Source organism: Virgibacillus phasianinus (assembly GCF_002216775.1).
Taxonomy (GTDB): Bacteria; Bacillota; Bacilli; order Bacillales; family Amphibacillaceae; genus Virgibacillus_F; species Virgibacillus_F phasianinus.
Genome location: NZ_CP022315.1, coordinates 3,641,234 through 3,660,246 on the forward strand (window position 1 = coordinate 3,641,234; position 19,013 = coordinate 3,660,246).

Annotated in this window: 23 protein-coding genes and 1 riboswitch; of the genes, 9 read left to right on the forward strand and 14 right to left on the reverse strand. The window is 38.4% G+C overall.

Translation table 11 applies throughout. The annotated features are described in order from the left end of the window. Positions 1-41: 41 nt before the first annotated feature. Positions 42-1,124 (reverse strand): ethanolamine utilization protein EutH, encoded by a 1,083-nt coding sequence (eutH, locus tag CFK37_RS17535; protein ID WP_089063090.1) that lies wholly within the window; start codon positions 1,122-1,124, stop codon positions 42-44. A 268-nt stretch (positions 1,125-1,392) separates the two neighbouring features. After that, a riboswitch (purine riboswitch) is annotated at positions 1,393-1,494 on the forward strand. Between the two features lie 146 nt (positions 1,495-1,640). On the opposite strand from eutH, the gene CFK37_RS17540 reads away from it, so the two are divergent. The 7 genes from CFK37_RS17540 to CFK37_RS17570 all read left to right on the forward strand — a co-directional run bounded on the left by CFK37_RS17540 (position 1,641) and on the right by CFK37_RS17570 (position 8,065). Then, positions 1,641-2,228, forward strand: a complete 588-nt coding sequence (locus CFK37_RS17540; RefSeq protein WP_089063091.1) for a xanthine phosphoribosyltransferase — start codon at positions 1,641-1,643, stop codon at positions 2,226-2,228. Further along, positions 2,225-3,535, forward strand: a complete 1,311-nt coding sequence (locus CFK37_RS17545; RefSeq protein ID WP_089063092.1) for a nucleobase:cation symporter-2 family protein — start codon at positions 2,225-2,227, stop codon at positions 3,533-3,535. Before CFK37_RS17540 ends, CFK37_RS17545 begins: the two co-directional genes overlap by 4 nt. Positions 3,536-3,960: 425 nt before the next feature. Further along, on the forward strand, positions 3,961-4,917 hold the full coding sequence (gene qoxA, locus CFK37_RS17550) for a cytochrome aa3 quinol oxidase subunit II (RefSeq protein ID WP_089063093.1): 957 nt from the start codon (positions 3,961-3,963) through the stop codon (positions 4,915-4,917). Continuing rightward, positions 4,917-6,863: a cytochrome aa3 quinol oxidase subunit I gene (gene qoxB / locus CFK37_RS17555; RefSeq protein ID WP_089063094.1), complete on the forward strand. Its 1,947-nt coding sequence runs from the start codon at positions 4,917-4,919 to the stop codon at positions 6,861-6,863. The genes qoxA and qoxB overlap by 1 nt, the downstream gene beginning before the upstream one ends. After that, on the forward strand, positions 6,856-7,461 hold the full coding sequence (qoxC, locus tag CFK37_RS17560) for a cytochrome aa3 quinol oxidase subunit III (RefSeq protein ID WP_089063095.1): 606 nt from the start codon (positions 6,856-6,858) through the stop codon (positions 7,459-7,461). Before qoxB ends, qoxC begins: the two co-directional genes overlap by 8 nt. Before the next feature lies 1 nt (position 7,462). Continuing rightward, complete coding sequence (locus tag CFK37_RS17565) at positions 7,463-7,828, forward strand: cytochrome C oxidase subunit IV family protein (protein WP_089063096.1); 366 nt, start codon at positions 7,463-7,465, stop codon at positions 7,826-7,828. 24 nt (positions 7,829-7,852) lie between these two features. Further along, entirely contained in the window at positions 7,853-8,065 is a 213-nt protein-coding gene (locus CFK37_RS17570; RefSeq protein ID WP_089063097.1) for a cytochrome C oxidase subunit IV family protein, read from the forward strand. Between the two features lie 59 nt (positions 8,066-8,124). On the opposite strand, the gene CFK37_RS17575 is transcribed toward CFK37_RS17570, so the two are convergent. Beyond that, positions 8,125-8,397, reverse strand: a complete 273-nt coding sequence (locus tag CFK37_RS17575; protein WP_089063098.1) for a hypothetical protein — start codon at positions 8,395-8,397, stop codon at positions 8,125-8,127. 251 nt (positions 8,398-8,648) lie between these two features. Then, positions 8,649-10,037 (reverse strand): bifunctional metallophosphatase/5'-nucleotidase, encoded by a 1,389-nt coding sequence (locus CFK37_RS17580; protein ID WP_089063705.1) that lies wholly within the window; start codon positions 10,035-10,037, stop codon positions 8,649-8,651. Positions 10,038-10,246: 209 nt separating this feature from the next. Here CFK37_RS17580 and CFK37_RS17585 point away from each other — a divergent pair, with 209 nt between their 5' ends. Beyond that, positions 10,247-11,200 carry a DUF6612 family protein gene (locus tag CFK37_RS17585; RefSeq protein WP_089063099.1) on the forward strand — a complete coding sequence of 318 codons (954 nt, stop codon included), beginning with the start codon at positions 10,247-10,249 and terminating at the stop codon, positions 11,198-11,200. A 68-nt stretch (positions 11,201-11,268) separates the two neighbouring features. On the opposite strand, the gene CFK37_RS17590 is transcribed toward CFK37_RS17585, so the two are convergent. The 6 genes from CFK37_RS17590 to CFK37_RS17615 form a co-directional block, all read right to left on the reverse strand. Continuing rightward, entirely contained in the window at positions 11,269-11,691 is a 423-nt protein-coding gene (locus CFK37_RS17590; protein WP_089063100.1) for a DUF4181 domain-containing protein, read from the reverse strand. Between the two features lie 28 nt (positions 11,692-11,719). Continuing rightward, complete coding sequence (locus CFK37_RS20720) at positions 11,720-12,019, reverse strand: TIGR04104 family putative zinc finger protein (protein ID WP_089063101.1); 300 nt, start codon at positions 12,017-12,019, stop codon at positions 11,720-11,722. Between the two features lie 31 nt (positions 12,020-12,050). Beyond that, the gene (locus CFK37_RS17600) at positions 12,051-12,236 is read right to left on the reverse strand and encodes a hypothetical protein (protein WP_089063102.1); all 186 of its coding nucleotides are present in this window, start codon (positions 12,234-12,236) and stop codon (positions 12,051-12,053) included. 254 nt (positions 12,237-12,490) lie between these two features. Further along, a complete protein-coding gene (sspO, locus tag CFK37_RS17605; RefSeq protein WP_089063103.1) occupies positions 12,491-12,646 on the reverse strand; it encodes a small acid-soluble spore protein O in 156 nt (51 codons plus the stop codon). Positions 12,647-12,716: 70 nt separating this feature from the next. Beyond that, a complete protein-coding gene (locus CFK37_RS17610; protein WP_342746717.1) occupies positions 12,717-13,268 on the reverse strand; it encodes a GNAT family N-acetyltransferase in 552 nt (183 codons plus the stop codon). Between the two features lie 345 nt (positions 13,269-13,613). Next, on the reverse strand, positions 13,614-14,033 hold the full coding sequence (locus tag CFK37_RS17615; RefSeq protein ID WP_089063105.1) for a hypothetical protein: 420 nt from the start codon (positions 14,031-14,033) through the stop codon (positions 13,614-13,616). 174 nt (positions 14,034-14,207) lie between these two features. Here CFK37_RS17615 and guaC point away from each other — a divergent pair, with 174 nt between their 5' ends. Next, entirely contained in the window at positions 14,208-15,191 is a 984-nt protein-coding gene (gene guaC, locus CFK37_RS17620; RefSeq protein ID WP_089063106.1) for a GMP reductase, read from the forward strand. A 64-nt stretch (positions 15,192-15,255) separates the two neighbouring features. Here guaC and CFK37_RS17625 read toward each other — a convergent pair whose 3' ends face one another. The 5 genes from CFK37_RS17625 to CFK37_RS17640 all read right to left on the reverse strand — a co-directional run bounded on the left by CFK37_RS17625 (position 15,256) and on the right by CFK37_RS17640 (position 18,982). Next, positions 15,256-16,284, reverse strand: coding sequence for a serine hydrolase domain-containing protein (locus tag CFK37_RS17625; RefSeq protein WP_089063107.1), 1,029 nt, complete (start codon positions 16,282-16,284; stop codon positions 15,256-15,258). 100 nt (positions 16,285-16,384) lie between these two features. After that, the gene (locus CFK37_RS20225; RefSeq protein WP_172840527.1) at positions 16,385-16,561 is read right to left on the reverse strand and encodes a hypothetical protein; all 177 of its coding nucleotides are present in this window, start codon (positions 16,559-16,561) and stop codon (positions 16,385-16,387) included. Between the two features lie 243 nt (positions 16,562-16,804). Next, complete coding sequence (locus tag CFK37_RS17630) at positions 16,805-17,794, reverse strand: ABC transporter substrate-binding protein (RefSeq protein ID WP_089063108.1); 990 nt, start codon at positions 17,792-17,794, stop codon at positions 16,805-16,807. Positions 17,795-18,015: 221 nt separating this feature from the next. Then, positions 18,016-18,459 (reverse strand): GNAT family N-acetyltransferase, encoded by a 444-nt coding sequence (locus CFK37_RS17635; RefSeq protein WP_089063109.1) that lies wholly within the window; start codon positions 18,457-18,459, stop codon positions 18,016-18,018. Beyond that, on the reverse strand, positions 18,449-18,982 hold the full coding sequence (locus tag CFK37_RS17640) for a GNAT family N-acetyltransferase (RefSeq protein ID WP_172840574.1): 534 nt from the start codon (positions 18,980-18,982) through the stop codon (positions 18,449-18,451). Before CFK37_RS17640 ends, CFK37_RS17635 begins: the two co-directional genes overlap by 11 nt. Positions 18,983-19,013 lie beyond the last annotated feature (31 nt).

Genomic DNA, 19,013 nt, shown 5'->3' on the forward strand with positions numbered 1-19,013 from the left:
TATATGTTTATCGAAAAGTTGGAATTATTAATGTATACTGATTACGATTTAACAGTTTTAGGAAACGTAATAATTGCTAGAATAATAGCGCATATGCCTCCTGCAAGTTTTCCAACTATCATTGCAAAGACTACCTCCTTGTTTATACCTGCTACAAAACCCAAATGGCTTCCGAATACAAAGGCTCCACTTACAGCAAATGCCACATTGATTACTTTACCCCGCGGCTCCATATGCTTTAGTAAGGTAAGCATAGGAATATTATGTGCAAGTGATGCTACCAGGCCGGTCGTAGAGGTATCACTAATGCCTAGCATAGCTCCCATCTTACTTAGTGGTTTTTTTAATGTTGTTGAAATAAACATAACCATAGGAAACGCACCAGCAAGAAAAACAGCTATCATTCCAACAACCTGTATACCTTCACTTAATGGCGTTAGGTTAGGTATAACCGTAATACCTGTTAATGTTTCAATACTGATCGCTGTTAGGCCAATAATCGCCACTATTTCGATAAACTTTCCAAAAACCGAAAAGCCGGTAATCATTTTCCCAGGTTTTTTCCACAATCCAAGTGCAATAAGAATGGAAAAAAGCATCGTTGGAAATAGATTTTTTACTATCATTGAAATACTTAAATTAGCCACTAGCCCACCAATCAAACAGCCAATCGGTATCGTGATTAATCCCAAAAGAACACCTTTGGCAAAATACGCGTGATCCTCTTTTTCAATGATTCCTAGTGCCACAGGAATTGTAAAAACGATCGTCGGACCCATCATGGTTCCTAAAAACACCCAGGAGAACAATGCTGCATCAGGGCTTTCAGCCATTTCTTGTGCCAGTGCGTGCCCGCCCATATCTATCGCCAAAATTGTATTCGCAAATGCAGCCGGATCTGCTCCAATCAAACCGTAAACCGGAGCAACTATTGGCGTTAGGAGACTTGCAAGTACAGGTGCTAAGGATATAATTCCGACCATTGCCAAGGTCAGCGAGCCCATTGTATTAAAAGCATCCGAAAAACGATTGCCAAAACCAAATTTATTACCAAAACATCTATCAATTGCACCTACACAAAGGAAACAAACTACTATTAAAACAATAACGTCATTAATACCCATACTTATCACCATTCTCTTGAAAATTAATTAAGGCTTTATTATCCCATACATTCAATTAAGGTAACTACCATGAAACTCAAAAAAAATTTTTCTTTTTTTACATTCAGCCTTAAACGAGAACTAATGTTCTGTTATAATAATAAGGAGAAGGAAGGAGTATTATCAACTAGTAACCTCCCCCCCTGAAAACTAGTTGTTACATAGTCTCCTCCTTCTCTAATGTGAAAAAGTTCCATTGATTTTTTGTCCAACCGTGTTATAATTACTCTATTCTTATATCGTATTCACTCATATAATAGCGAAAATATGGTTCGCAAGTTTCTACCGGTTTGCCTTAAACAAGCCGACTATGAGTGGCAATGAAGAAAAAGTGCTGCCCGCTTTATATGGCAAGCTTTTTCTAATTCTCTCGGATGAATCTAAACCCGAAGGACGTTGTTCCACTCATGTCATGAATGGATACAGCGGCCTTCGGGTTTTTTAATTTTTGCAACATAGAGAGAGGAGAATCTATTAATGAAGACATTAAAGGATAAAATAGTACAAGAAGGGAAAGTACTCTCAGACATTGTGCTGAAAGTGGATTCATTTTTAAACCATCAAATTGACCCACAGCTAATGAAGGAAATCGGTGAAGAATTTGCTGCGCGCTTCAAAAACGCTGGGATAACCAAAATTTTAACCATAGAATCTTCTGGAATTGCACCAGCTGTCATGACCGGATTAATTTTGGATGTACCGGTTGTTTTTGCCCGTAAACGCAAGTCTGTTACCTTATCGGATGACCTGTATACCGCAAGCGTTTATTCGTACACGAAAAAGGAGACAAATGACATTGCGGTATCCATTGATTACATTGATAGTGATGATACCGTGCTAATTATTGATGATTTCCTGGCAAATGGACAGGCCCTGCTTGGATTATTGAATATTGTAAAACAAGCAGGCGCATCAACAGCGGGGGCCGGCATTGTTATTGAAAAAGGATTCCAACCAGGCGGCGACCTAATCCGCGAAAATGGAACCCGCGTTGAGTCTTTAGCAATTGTTTCTTCTTTAAAACATGGGAAGGTTGACTTTCTTGAGGAGGCTGTGGAACGATGAAAAATATCGGAAAAAATACAGCACTTGGAATTCAGCACTTGTTAGCTATGTATGCTGGAGCAGTAATCGTGCCACTTATTATCGGTGGTGCCTTAGGTTTCACTTCAACAGAACTGACATATCTTGTCTCCGTTGACATCCTCATGTGCGGGATTGCCACCATGCTGCAAATCATGAGCAATCGCTTTGTAGGAATAGGGCTTCCAGTCGTCCTCGGCTGCACCTTTACAGCGGTCGGCCCGATTATTGCAATTGGTGGTGAATATGGCATCTCAGCTGTTTATGGTTCTATTATTGCATCTGGAATTATCGTAATATTAATCAGTAGTATGTTCAGCAAATTAATTCATTTCTTCCCACCGGTCGTAACTGGATCGATTGTTACAGTTATTGGTATTACACTAATTCCAGTTGCTATCGACAATATGGGAGGCGGAAGTGGAGCAGCTGACTTCGGATCATTGTCCAATATCTCACTTGCATTTGGAACATTATTGTTTATTGTACTTATTTATCGTTTTTCCACTGGATTCACCCGATCCATTTCCATTTTACTGGGATTATTGGCTGGTACCATTGCCGCTATTTTCATGGGGAAAATAGACATAACACCAGTTAAAGAGGCTTCCTATTTTCACATGGTTCAGCCGTTTTACTTTGGCATGCCAACAATTGAATGGTCCGCAGTCATTACGATGTCTTTAGTAGCAATCGTTTCACTAGTAGAGTCAACTGGCGTTTATTTTGCATTAAGTGATATCTGTGAAGAGGACTTGAAGGAAAAACAACTTGCCAAAGGATATCGCGCGGAAGGACTGGCTGCCGTATTAGGCGGTATTTTCAACACATTCCCATATACGACTTTTTCACAAAACGTCGGGTTAATTCAAATGTCCGGTGTACGATCAAGAAAAGTCATTTTCATTACGGGAATAATGCTTGTAGCGCTCGGGTTCCTGCCCAAGGTTGGTGCTTTGGCAACGATTATCCCTCCTTCTGTTTTAGGTGGTGCAATGATTGCTATGTTTGGCATGATCGTCTCACAAGGGATCAAGATGCTAAGTGGCATCATCACGGAATCGCAGGATAATTCAATGATCATAGCCTGTTCCGTTGGCATTGGTCTTGGTGTAACTGTTGCACCAGACTTGTTCGCAAATCTGCCATCTGCCATTCAAATCTTAACAAGCAATGGAATCGTAGCCGGCAGTATTACAGCAATTTCATTAAATATCCTATTTAATATGCTGCCTGCTAGAAAAAAGAAACATTCATCTGTCGTATACAAACAAGAAGCTTTAAATTAGACCAAATTTATTCAGGAGATAGCATTGCGCGGAATTACGTGCAGTGTTATTTTTTTGCGTTTTCATCTACTTATTTTACACTTTAAGAAAGCATAAATCTTTATCGGTATAAAGTATAAAAAAATCTAAGGCTTTCGCCATTAGTTCTTGGCGAAAAGCCAAGATTTTCTAATGATTAATACGTAAAAACAAGGGAATAATTTAGTGGGTGGGCATTTTTGGGAATTATTTTTATATGCTCGAAATATCACAAAGTATTTCCTTTTATCTGAAACCTCGAACGTTTTGTAGCATAATTTCAACAAAAAAACGAACTTTTGATTTTCACTGGGCTTTGCCTTCTACTTACCTATTTTATTTTGTTATACTGTTCACAAATGATTAATGCTAGTATTAAAATATTGAAACGGTGGGAGTGTTACCGCATGAATCACAAGAAACATCATTATAAAAAGTGGCTTATGTTTATGCTGCTGGGTATGATTTTCTTCTTAAGTGGCTGTGACCAGATGACTGTATTTGATCCAAAAGGGCCAGTCGCTGAAAGCCAAAGCGATCTAATTATGTATTCCCTCTACTATATGTTTGGGATATTAATCGTTGTTTTTGTGGCGTTTACGGTTATTGTTATTAAGTACCGTGATCGTCCAAATCGTAAGAAAGATAGCTATAAGCCTAATATCCATGGGAACAAAGCGATTGAGGTTGTATGGATTGTTATTCCAATCATAATCGTTACATTGCTATCAATACCAACTGTTAACACATTATTTGATTTAGAAGATCCACCTGAAGTTTCAAATGACAAGGATCCCCTTGTTGTTTATGCAACGTCAGCAAACTGGAAATGGTTCTTCAGCTATCCTGAACAGGGTATTGAAACCGTCAATTATCTGCATATCCCAACAGACCGTGCAGTCGAATTCCGATTGTCATCTGCTGGTTCAATGGCAGCACTTTGGATTCCGGCTTTAGGTGGGCAAAAGTACAATATGGCTGGTATGCAAACAACGCTGTTCTTACAAGCTGATGAACCAGGTGTTTATGATGGACGAAACGCCAACTTTAATGGTGAAGGTTTCACAGAACAAACATTCAAGGTTTATGCCGAGGATAGTCAGGAATTTCAGGATTGGGCTAATAAAAAGAAACAATCCGCACCTAAACTGACACAGGATGTCTACGATAAGTTACTAAAACCAGGCATCGTTGATCGTTATACATTCTCATCTACACATTTGGCGTGGGTTGATCACGGTAAAATGGGTGGTATGGACTATGCAGTAGATCGTTACTTTAATGCATATGAAACGCTAATGCATTTAGAAACAGACAACCAGGAAGAAATAAAAGATCATATTGATGGAAAGCAGGTGAAATAATGGAACTGGATGAATTTTTTGTCACAGGTGAGCCACTGATATACGGCGGTATGGTAGCAATTGTTCTTGTATCATCGGCGATCATCTTCATCCTGACTTATTTCAAAAAATGGACGTGGCTATGGCGTGATTGGCTAACGACCGTTGATCATAAGAAAATAGGAATTATGTATATCTTAAGTGCGCTTGCCATGTTATTCCGTGGCGGTATGGATGCACTCATGATGCGTGTGCAACTTGCATTTCCGGACATGAACTTTTTGGCCGCGCAACATTACGATGAAGTTTTTACAACACATGGTACAGTCATGATTATTTTCATGGCGATGCCGTTTTTAATTGGGCTAATGAATATCGTCGTACCTCTGCAAATTGGTGCACGTGACTTCGCATTCCCGTATCTTAACGCACTTAGTTTCTGGGCGTTCTTTTTCGGGGCAATGTTATTCAATATTTCCTTTGTTATTGGAGGGTCACCTGATGCCGGCTGGACAAGTTACACACCTCTTGCTGGTGCAGCAATGAGCCCGGGACCAGGTCAGAACTTCTACTTATTAGGACTGCAGCTTGCAGGTATAGGTACACTTGCAACAGGTATTAACCTGATGGTTACAATACTAAAGCTGAGAGCACCAGGAATGAAATTATTTAAAATGCCAATTTTCTCTTGGTCAACATTAATAACTTGTTTTATCATTATCTTTGCGTTCCCTATTTTAACTGTAGCTTTAGCACTATTAACAATTGACCGTGTATTTGGTTCACAGTTCTTTACGCTGACAGGTGAAGGGTTACCAATGATGTGGGCGAACCTATTCTGGCTATGGGGTCACCCGGAAGTTTATATCGTAGTCTTGCCGGCGTTCGGTATATTCTCGGAAATTATCGCAGCCTTTGCTAAAAAACGGCTATTCGGATATACCGCAATGGTTTGGTCAATCATTATTATTGCAGGATTAAGCTTCCTTGTTTGGGTGCACCACTTCTTTACCATGGGAGCTGGAGCATTTGTTAACTCGGTATTCTCGATTTCGACCATGTTAATTGCTGTTCCAACCGGTGTTAAAATATTTAACTGGCTCGGAACGCTGCACAAATCAAAAATTGAATTTACAACACCAATGCTTTGGTCGCTCGCATTTATTCCGAGTTTCGTAATGGGTGGTGTAACTGGTGTTATGTTAGGAATGGCAGCAGCTGACTTCCAGTTCCATAACTCTTACTTCTTGGTTGCGCACTTCCATTACGTGCTAATTGCCGGTACTGTGTTCGCATGTTTTGCTGGACTTATTTACTGGTATCCAAAAATGTTTAATCATAAATTGAATGAACGGCTCGGCAAATGGAGCTTCTGGTTCTTCCTGATTGGCTTCCATGTTTGTTTCTTCCCGCAGTATTTTATCGGGTTAGACGGAATGCCACGAAGAATTTTCTATAGTGCACCGGAATGGTTTACACTTAACTTTATTTCAACGGTTGGTGCATTCGGAATGGGTGTAGGATTTGCGATTTTCGTATACAACATTTACTACAGTCTGCGCTACAGTGAACGCGAAACAGACGGCGATTCCTGGGGTGTAGGACGGACATTGGAATGGGCAACACCAACACCAGTGCCGCATTACAATTTTGCAACATTACCAGAACATCTTGGCTATGATGCTTTCATGGATATGAAAGAAAATGGCGAAACAACTTATGATAAGAAGAAACTCAAGCATATCCATATGCCAAGTAACTCTGGAAAACCAATCATCATGATGGCAATATTGAGTTTCGCAAGCTTTGCCCTCGTCTTTGAATGGGTTACACTAGCTGCAATTGGCTTATTCGGAGGAATTATCATGATGATTATCAGATCCTTTGACTATGATGAAGGCTACCATGTTGAAGTTGACGAGATAAATGAAATTGAACGCACGGCAAGGGGGTTAAATAATGAGTGAACAAGAACTTAAATCAGGACCATTAGAATACCAAACAGAAGATGGACAATTAAAAATCATTGGTTTCTGGATTTTCCTTGCTGCGGAACTTGCGTTATTCGCAACTCTATTTGCAACCTATGCCGTGTTATTTGGACGTACTGCGGACGGACCAACTCCGGGTGAACTTTTCGAGGCAAAAAGCGCGTTAATCATGACGTTCCTTCTGTTAACGAGTAGTTTCACTTGTGGAATTGCGATTCATGAAATGCGTCGCGGTTCAAAAAAAGGGTTAATCACATGGCTGATTATTACACTGATTCTTGGTCTTGCCTTCCTTGGCTTCGAGGTTGATGAATTTATCACTTACGTCCATGAAGGTGCTACTATTCAAACAAGCGCCTTCTGGTCCGGGTTCTTTATATTAACCGGAACCCATGGATTGCACGTAACATTAGGTGTTGGATGGGCAACGATGATTCTGATCCAGCTTTTCAGACGAGGAATAACGAAAGTAACAAGCCGCAAAATCTTTGTCGTTGGATTATACTGGCACTTTCTGGACGTTGTTTGGATCTTTATTTTTACAAGTGTTTATTTGATTGGGATGGTGATGTAACATGGCAGAACAATCGAAAAAAATCCCTACGCAGCATATAATCGGATTTGCATTATCAGTAATATTAACCATTATTGCTGCCTGGACTGCTCTCGGTTCAGATTTATCAACCACATGGATTATTACAGGTATTATGGTCCTTGCGGTATTGCAGGCTGCAATTCAGCTATTCATGTTCATGCATATCACAGAGAAAGGCGTTGGGAATGCCCCTTGGAATATGATATTTCATGGATTTGTGATAGTTGCGATTATTGTTGCTGGGTCATTATTTACCATGTCTTACGGATTTGGACATGATATGAATGATATGGATAACGACAATATGGACATGGAGCATATGGAACATATGGAGCAGGATAATTAAAAGACCTTTTGGTGGTGTTAGTACGTGAAACCAAACCGAAAAACAAATAATCAAGAAAACTTTTGGTGGCAAATTCGACACGTGTTTGGATTCATGTTATGTATCATCTTAACAGCCGCATCACTATGGGCAACCTTTTATTCAGGCTATGAGCCAAAACTGTTGTTCATAGCAATTGCCGTTTTGGCGTTTGTCCAGGCACTAATTCAACTATTCCAGGTTGACCTTAATAATTAAGCTGGAACCAAAAAAACCCTTTTCCTCAGATGAGGAAAAGGGTTTTTATTTATAATTAATTAAAGATGTACTTCTGATTTGGATGCTGGTGTCTTCACAGTTGCAATAATAAACATTACCCAGGCAACTTCTGCTAAGACCAAGCTAGCATAAAACATGATCCAAGTTACACTAAAGGTTCCTGGCGCAATAAAGAACTGTGCTTGAATATAATATAACCACATACCTACAAGCAAAACAGATTGGACGATCGCCATTACTTTTTTCTTCGAATGAAGGAATAGGAACGGGGTTAGTGTTGCCAATAGCATAAACATCACTATAATACCCATTTGAATCATCTCCTAAAAATAAATTAGTTCCTGTAATCGGTTTCTATATATAGTATACCAGATTATTTGTAAAAGTGACACAAAAAAGTCATAAATAATATATATTTTTTTCACAACTTCTTACCTATACCTCCATTTTTCCCTGATTAAACAACATTTTTGCTCCGTCCCCTATTTTGTATTTTATCCGATTTGTTCATTGTCAATACAAAATTTGAATATATTTTGACCCCAGATTGTATGGGTTCCTATCACACAGTTATTTCACTGCTTGCATGCCAGCGATTGACAAATGCTTTCTCAATATAATCTTGGCGATCCGCGTAGCTTTTAATTACATCACGAATTTCTTCTGGACTATACGTCACATGACGATTATTAGCAAGTGATTCGTAACCAGATCCGCGTTGCAAGTAGTCGGAAGAAGCCATAGTATACCAGGATTCGGCTTCAACCGGTACATCGCCGATTAGCATTTTGGTTATTATTTTCCCATCGTGAGTAATAGTGGCACCTGAAACATGCAATCTTCCTGCATATTTCCCTCTAAAACCAGGTCCTCTCCCATCTGCTAAACAAATCTGTGCATCGAGCGATTGTTCCAATGCAAGTAAGAGGTCCTTTCCTTTAACCTCAAAGGTGGTTGGATTCAGTGGTGATGGACAGATTTCAATTAATTTTTTATTTGATAAATTGGTAAAAATACCAGCATTGACGATACCACTGTTAATTAACCCAATATCACAATCCAGCATATCTTTTAAGCCGTCCGCAATTAAGTTGGTAATTGGATTTTCTTCGATTACATCATGCCAAAGCGGAAGGTCGATTGCGTATAGCGGCTCACTCAGCACTTCTATTGCTTTTTCTTTGTTCCGTTGCAAAATTGATACAATCCCCTGATCTATTTGGGCAGATGTGGTCGGGATGTTTGCCGAACTTAGTAATTCCACCTTATCACCTGTCACCTCAAGTTCAATAATGCCGACATACTCCCCATAACAACCGGCACTGTTCATAATTGTTTGATTGATTACTTTCACTTCTGAATAAAGCTGATGGTCGTGGGCAGAAATAATAACGTCAATACCACCAATTTCTTCTGCAATTTCCAGGTCAGCAAAGGTTCCAATGTGACTAAGCAGTATACAGATGTCATATTTCCCTTGATTCCTCATAATTTCTTCCGAAAGAGCCTGTTTATAGCAACTAATATGAACTCCAAGACCATCATTAAATTCATCCAGATTGGGAGAGGATCCAGTAATGAGAATACGAATTCCACCTTTTTCAATGATAGTACTTGGGACAACACCATTAATCCGGGATTGATCTTTTCGAAATAAATTGTTGCTGATGAATGAAAACGAACTGTTGCTGGCCATACGTTCAAGTGTATCAACACCGTTAAACATTTCATTATTTCCAATTGTTAGGGCATCATAACCAACATTCTCCAACAATTCGATTGCAGCCATCCCTTTTGTTCCCTGCAGCTCAATACTTTTGAAATCAGCGAAGTCTCCTCCATCAAGAACAAGGCTGTGTTCATCCTTATATTTTTTAATTAAAGACGCCGCTTTTGAAAAGTTTTCAAAGTTACTATGAACATCATTGGTATGTATAAGCTTTAATTTCATCGTATCCCCCATTTTTTTAAAATTATAACTATCCACATAATACCACCACTTTGTCAGAAGTTATACGACTAATTTTAATTTTTTTGGAACCATTTCCCTGCTCTTTCGTATAGTAGGTAGCATGTGTTTGATTGTATTCTTGAAAAATAAGTTCATTTTGGTAAAAAAGGGTACAACGTCTTACATACACAAAGAAGGGAGAATTCAGGATGAGAAAAATAATGGTGACAGCTTTTGCCATAGTCATGATTATGGTGCTTGCCGCCTGCGGTCAAACCGACAGCACAAATGGCAGTAAGGATGAAGCGAACAAGGAGCAGCAGCCAAAAGCAGAAAAGAAACAAGAAGAACTCACACCACAAAAGGTGATTACAAAGTCGAGTGAAGCCATGCAGGATTGGCCGGGAATCAATTATGTGACAGATGGAAAACAGACCATTACCGTTACAAAAGGTGACCAAACACAAACAATCGATCAGCAGTTCAATATTGAAACAAAGATGATGATGGATCCAATTGCCATGCATATGACTGGCGAAATGAACATGCAGGGTCAAAAAATGCCAATGGAAAGTTATTATGTAGACGGTAAAATGTACTCAAAAACCCCGCAAAATAAATGGATTGCTATTGAGGGTATGAATCTTGATCAGCTTCAACAACAAAGCCAAGGTCAGAATCCTGCCGAATCCATGAAGAAATTCACAAAGATGCTGGATGAACTTACAGGAGAAGATAATTCCAAAGAATACATCACAATGAAAGAAAAAGAAGATATGTATGTTGTGGAAATGGATCTCGACGAAGAAGCCTCAGCAAAAGTAATGGATATGGCAATGGAGCAAGTGAAAGGTTCTATGAAGCAATTAGAGCAAATGGGCTTAGGAAATGTAATGGAACAAATGAAATTTAAGAGTATGAAACAAACCTATTACATTGATAAAGAATCGTTTGAACAAAAGAAAATGGATCAGCAAATGACCATTGAAATGCCAGTTCAGGATATGAACATGAAAATTGACGTTGATATGACCATGGATATTAACGGAAAAGTCAAAGAAGAAATCACTGTTCCTGAGGATGTTAAAAAGAATGCGCAAGTTGTCGATATGAAACAACTTCAGCAGGCTCAGCAACAGACGCAAACACAAACACAGCCATAGTTTTATACTGGAAAGGGTTCGGTCTTGTACCGCACCCTTTTTTGTTTTTCACATCAACAAAACCATCGTTAAACTATACCATTCAGCCAAATAAATACGGATAAGTAAATCACAGTTATTAGCCCAATCTGACTAAGAGTAAACAAATAATCTTTTGGATTTTCAGCAAATTTCCATTCCATTACTGCCCGGACAATTTCTATACTAACCATCAGAACGGTAAAAATAATATAAGGTAATAAAAAGTGTTCAGGATAAAATAGAAATTGTGCTAAAATAAATACCAAAATAGTTGTTATTCTAAGTATCCAGTCGATTTTCTTATGTAGCTCATTGACATGGTTATGGGAGAAAAACTTTTTCTTCTTTACACCAAGCAGTTTTCTCATTAATATATCAAAGACAAGTAACAGTATAAATGATAGAAACAAAAAAATGATTATATCCGGCCAAATCGGAATACTACTTCTAACAGCTGGTTGCAACGCCATTCTCCTTTTCGTTATGTACAAATTACCGTTACCAAAGTGGTTCTTCTTCGTTACTTAATTCAATAGTATATGGAGTGAATAATAGTATCAGAATCGTGACAAAAACTACTGTGGATATGTAAATAGTCAATGTTACATTCGCCAGATTTAGGAAAACAATAAAAAATATTATAGGCAAAAAGTACAGTTGTGAACGTTTTCGCGACTTGGCTGACTGGTACTGAATTTCTTCGCAGTTCGGACATTTCATTTTCATTTTAAATTTTATAACTTGCAGGAAGGTATCCTTCCAACTCCATATGGAGCCGCAATGTTGGCAAGTCGGCATAGTCTATCTGCTCCTTCATTTTCGTAAGATTTCAGGTCTCATCGTAAGGTGAATTTTGTTCTTCCTTTTTCATCATCCCAAGTTTAAAATCAATCAAAAAAGCTATGATAACTCCCAGTAAGACAACCTCTGTGGCGCCCCCAAATACCGTATAAAAGAGAATACCTCCAAATCCACCACCGACTATTAATAGCAGCAATTTCTCAATATTGAACATCTAATGCATCCCCCATACCTCTGTATTTTAACACAAAAATCGAAGCATTCTTTACTATGTACATATTTAAAAACCATCCCATTAGTATCATACTGAAAATAAGGTGACTTTATGTTGAATTAATTTGATTCAAACCTGTTTTGGTCAAGTCTCCGAGTAAAATAATACAACTGTTGGCAATTTTAAAGGTTCGACCGCCCGCTAACATATGCAAAAAGGAAGATTACGCTATGCATAATCTCCCTCTCACCAAATTACTGTCGTTTTTTTGTTTTTTTATTATTATGTTTTTCTGCAGATGTTAGTGGTTCATTTGCGAATTCATGATCATAGTCCGTTGATAAGTTTTTCCGCACCGCTTGTTCGTCACTAACGCCATTCTTGTCTTTTTTCCTATCATTCTTACCCATAATGCAAACACCTCCATATCTGTTATTCTTCGTATACTAAATAATAAGTATGCATCGTTGTTGCATCCTATTATTTCCTATACTCCATTAACCAACAATCCCGCCATTCTCCCTCATGCCTCTCATGTTTCGGCAGAAGTTTAACTTTATTAAATTTACATTTCTCATAACAGGAAATTGCTCGGTTATTACATATTTGCGGATCCATAACAATTCGATCAGCAGCTTTCTTCTCCATTAAAAAATCTGCCATGGAACGAACAACAAACGTACCAATACCTTGATTCCAATAGTCAATTTCCCCGATAAATTGATCGGTACCGTAGATCGTTTCAGACATGTCGGTGTATCCATATTCTTCTCTTTCCGCATCATCAATTTGGTAGAACTGGATAAATCCTATTTCGGTTCCATCATATTCCACTATGCAACCAGTTACTTGGTCACCTTTACGACTGTAAAAGTGCTCATTCACCATTTCTAAATCATGCAGACAATCACGGCCTTCGTAATATTTTAAAACCATTGGATTAGACAGCCATTTCACCAATAGTTGTTTATCCGAGTCCTTTAGTTTCCTAATCAGCAATTTTCCTTTTTGCAATATCATATTATCTATCACTCTTTTCACCCACTGTGATAAAAAAATTATTTTCCTAAAATCATCAATTTAGGATAAGGAATTAAGCTTTTTCACCCTTAGCAATAATAATATCACTAATTCACCCATACTCGTAGCGATCCAATGGAAGCCCATCCAGCCGCTTGTGCTGCCTTCAGATCCCCTTCTTGCTCATAACCCACTATCGATTCCCCTGGAAATTCCGACGACACAACATGTATTATTTCCTGCCAGAGATTTTCGGGTCCATTACCTTCTGTAAATACATTGGATACACCAACAACACCTGCACTCCGGTTCGCTATAAATCCGGATATTTTTCTATTTTCTTTACGGATAAAAATCTTAACATCTTTTGTTTTGATATTCAGATTTGATTATCGTATCCAAGCCACTGACAGTTGTCCACTGCTCCAACTCCCGGTCAGTTGTAATGATACGCCATTTATTAACTTGTCCCCTATTAGATAGAGGTTCATGATAAATCCACTCCGCTTCAAAGAGGATCTCAAAACCGAGTGGCTTCAAATTAAGGTTGGCATAACTATCTTTAACACTTGATACTTTCCCGTTCTTCAGAAAAAAGTTTATTTCATCAAGTGGTGAATCCCTATTCGCGGTAATAATTTCCGGATAATAAGTGGGTGCTTTCTCAAGCAGTCCCCATACGTTTTCCTTTGAAATATGCTTCATTCCATGGGTTTCACATACCCTTTTACACCAGTCAATATTATTAAGAACAGCTTTCTGTACGAAATTGGTCAAATGCACCCTCCTCTTTGTTTACTATTTACGTAAAAGAAACTCAGTAAGTTTCACTATTTTCAAAAAATATATACTTTATTATTTGACATAAATCTGGAAATAAGGTAAATTAACTAATAGACGAACATTTATTGTTCATTATTATTTAATATTCGTTTTTTAGGGGTGTCAATTATGGAAAATGTATTTGATTATGAAGATATTCAATTAATTCCTGCAAAATGTGTGGTAAATAGCCGATCAGAATGTGATACAGCGGTAAGCCTAGGCGGACATACTTTTAAGCTGCCTGTGGTGCCTGCAAATATGCAGACGATTATAGACGAAAAGATTGCCATTTCTTTAGCAGAGAATGGCTATTTCTATGTGATGCATCGTTTCGAACCAGGGAAGCGATTGGCTTTTATACAGGATATGAACTCACGTAGATTAATCACATCCATTAGTGTTGGTGTCAAAGAAGATGAGTATAATTTCATACTACAATTGGTAGATGAACAGCTTTCTCCCGATTTCATCACGATTGATATCGCACATGGTCACTCGAATGCGGTAATCAAGATGATTCAGCATATTAAAAAGCACTTACCGCAGAGTTTTGTGATTGCTGGAAATGTTGGAACACCTGAAGCAGTACGGGAATTGGAACATGCTGGCGCAGATGCAACAAAGGTTGGGATCGGACCAGGGAAAGTATGTATCACTAAGATTAAAACCGGTTTTGGAACTGGCGGTTGGCAACTGGCAGCGTTGCGTTGGTGTGCCAAGGCAGCAAGTAAACCAATCATTGCTGACGGTGGCATTCGGACACATGGTGATGTGGCTAAGTCAATTCGATTTGGCGCAACCATGGTCATGATTGGTTCATTATTTGCCGGGCATGAAGAATCACCAGGGGAAACGTTTGAAAAAGAAGGAAAGCTTTATAAAGAATACTTTGGCTCCGCCTCTGAATACCAAAAAGGTGAGAAAAAGAACGTAGAGGGCAAGAAAATGTATGTTGAACATAAAGGTTCCTTAAAAGATACATTGAAAGAAATGGAACAGGATCTGCAATCCTCCATTTCCTACGCTGGAGGAAGCTCGCTTGAAGCTATCCGCACGGTCGATTATGTTGTTGTCAAAAGTTCAATTTTCAATGGTGACCAAGTGTATTAATGCAGTTAAGATAATACTGGATGAGCGTGGAAAGTTTCCCGCTCATCTTTTTTATACATAACATTCAAATCGATTTAAGATCTTGATATATTTCTCCAATTATGCCCTCTAATTGATGAACTCCTAGATCTGTATTGGTCATGATAACAGCCCCTGTCTCCAGATACGGAGAAGCTATCATCATACATTGAAAGCCCCTTCCCCAGCCAAGTGATGAAATTTCTAATCCCCGTTCGCTTTCATCTAGAAAAACCCCAAGGCCAGTCCACTCTTTACATCCTTGTGCTTGAATCATTTCTTTCGCGGAGTACACCGTAAGACCAGCTTTGCTTTCATCTTTTAACGAATCCATTAATTCAATAACCAATAAAGCTAGGTCTGTTGGCGTGGTCCATAATCCTGAGGCAGCTGGATACGGATAAACAGAATATTTATACTCTAGCGCTTCGCCATTTTTATTGTGACCAGAGGAAAATTCCTTACATTCGATTTGATCAAATGTGCTGTTTGTCATTCCCAACGGATCAAAAACCTGTTCCTTCATGACTTGCTTAAACGGTTTTTTAAAACTATCTTCTATAAGTAGTTGAATAATGCAGTAACCTGCATCAGAATAATGAAAGTCGCTTCCAGGTTCAAACTTTACCTCAATGGTTTCCCTGCAATAAGGCGTTCTTCCCTTAAGCAACTCCACCATCCTCGGTTCGCCATAAACAAAATTAAGCTCATCAAAACTGCCCGGTGGATCCATGACGCCTGATTGGTGACTAAGCAACAAACGTAAGGTGACCTTCTTATCTACAGTAAATGTATTATCCGGTACCTTCCACGACGTCAGCTTCTTATTTACATCCTCATCTAAATCAAAATCACCTTGTTCCACTATTTTCATTACCAGCATGGACGTTAGAAATTTACTGATGGAACAAGCATTAAAAATGGAACCATCTTTCACATGGTTATTCGTTCCTTTTTCAAGTAAACCATAGCTTGTTGTCCGACTTTGTTTGCTATTGTTAATCATTGCCATGCTTAAACCGGTCACATGGTAGTGCTCCATCCGCTCGACAATGTTTATATTTATTAGCTCCATAGAATCCCCCCTGTTCACTGTTTAATAAATTATAACACGAATATTTGTTCTGTTATGGGATTCTATGAAACTTTAAAAAAAAACCGGGAGCATAATATGTTTATTTTATTAATTCGATTACGTTGGCAACCACTCCAATAAGTCCAGCGGCCGCGAGTATAATAGGAATAATTGTCAAACTTGAAACAGGATCCTCAGCCATTAGTCCGTATACACCGAAAAAACAAATAATCAGGCTGCAAAATAATCCAATAATCACTCTAACCTTTTTGTTCATTCAACCACCTCCAATATTTGATTGAAAACCTCGACAATTGTTCACTATTTATATCCTATTCTCCTACTTATTTTCTAATTCCTACTTGATAAAATCATCCATTAGAAAATCTTGGCTTGTCGCCAAAAACTAATGGCCAGAGCCTTGGATTTTTTTATTCTTTATTTTCATAAAGTGTAAATAAAAAAGCTACAATCTGGTAAGATTGCGGCTTTCTATATTGTTCAGTATGAAGATCATCTATTATTCTGCAAACATCGAATCGACCAGCGCTTTAGCCAATACTTTGTCAGACAAAACTCCACCAAAAACAGGTGTATCTCCCGGGATTTGATGTGTATTTCCTGCTTTTACAAAGCTTAGCTCTTCCCACACCGGATTACCTTTTAATTGGTTTTCAAAAACATTATCGTTCTCCTGTGTAATGTATAAGAACTGAAGATTTTCTCTTTGAAAGTTTTGAAGTGCCTCAACACCCGCTTCTGTAAATCCATATTGTTCGACCTTATTCGATTCATATGCATTTTTGAAGCCAAGTCTACTCATGACTTGCGCAACGATTGAATTATCCGTATACAACCTCAATACTGGTGAATTCTGTGTGGAATAAGCCAAAGCTGCGATATATTCCGCACCCTTTAATCCTGCTTTGTCCACACGTTTCTTTTGTTCTTCATAAAATTCATTTAACTCTGTAATCCGTTTCTTGGCTGTTTCCTCTTTATCGACAATTGTTGCAAGCGTTTCAAATTCACTCATCACCTCGTTATAAAGATTTTCAGAAGCATCCTCGCTATATGGAGCAAACGTAATTGTCGGTGCAATATCCTTTAGTTGCTCGATTATATTCTCGTGCCGGAACTTTGCAGCAACAATTAAATCGGGATTTAAACGGGAAATTGCTTCTAAATTTGGCTCCTGACGTGTTCCAACGTCCACAACACTATCCGCTAAGTCCTTTTCAATATTGATCCAATTATTATATTCATCAATATTAGGAACTCCCGCAGGCTGAATGCCTAATGCAAGTAAATGTTCAGCAAACCACCATTCAAGTACAACAATCTTTTTCGGAGTACCCTTAATGGTTTGTTTTCCATAGGCATCCTCAATCGTAATTGTCCGGTCCTGCTCACTTGTATCTTTTCGATTCACTTCCCCCTCATTATTGCCTCCACAAGCAGCTAAAAGCGTAATGGCAATAACACATAATACCAACATCCATTTATTCATATTGAAACTTCCCCCTAGGTATATTCTAATGAAAATGACCTTTATGCATTGCAAATTTGACTGTGATTATGTATTCAATGATAATGATAATCATTTTCATTTATACAACTAACTATACTATACCTTTCCGCCATGTCAACCTTGTTTTTTCCAAAGACTGTTTTCGCATAGTTTGTTGCCGAATATACGTTGCGCACCTTTTGGGCGAGTGACGGGACTCCTTAGGATAACGTTTTTACCATCGTATAATAGCAACTGCCTGGAGGATAATCCTCAACTGCACCAACCACTTGATAACCCTTTAACTCATAGAAAGTCTTAGCTTGAAATTCGAATGTTGTTACCATTGCTTTTTCTGCACCTTTTTGTTTAGCAATTGCTTCCACCTTTTCGAGCAATGTGCTGCCTAATCCATCGCCGCGATATGTCTCATCAAACCAGAAATCATTGAGTTCAAGCCAGTTCCAATAGACTTCGGCAGTTATTCCACCAATCCATCTATTTATATCGTTTGATACAATAATGCTTATTGGTTGTACCGCTCCTTCTTTTCTAGCGTCTTTGTGGTGATTTGATTTTTCATCATTAAATGCTTTAATTTTCGTATGTAAAAAAGCTGTAAAATTGGTATTGTCCTTTAACAACACTTCGAGATTATATTTCATCCTTTTCACCTGCTTTTGAAAAATGTTCGTGTCTGATTATTGAGTAGATGTACAGATCATCAAATTTTCCGCGGGTATATTCATAATGTCTCAACAATCCTTCCCTTGTAAATCCATGTTTTTCTACTAATTTTTGTGATGAGAGATTAGCAGGTTCAATTAAAGCTTCTATTCTTTCCAACTGTAACTGCTGATAACCATAAGCAACAACGGCCGCCAATGCTTCACTTGCGATACCTTTTCCCCAGTAATCTTTGCCTAATCCATATCCAACTTCAGCCCGGTGATGTTTGGAATGCATGTTAAGGAAACCACAGCTTCCTATCACCTTGCCTGAATCTTTCGGGGTAATTCCCCACCTAATCCCGGTGTTTTCTTGGTAGATAGATTTATACCACTTTATTTCATCGCACGCGTCTTCTATTGTTTGGCAGGGATCTAGTCCCATTGTCTTCACAACATCCTCATCGGACAGATAGGTAAACATATCCTTGGCATCTTCTACTGTTACTTGTCTTAACATTAATCTTTTTGTTTCTATTTCAGGAAATTCT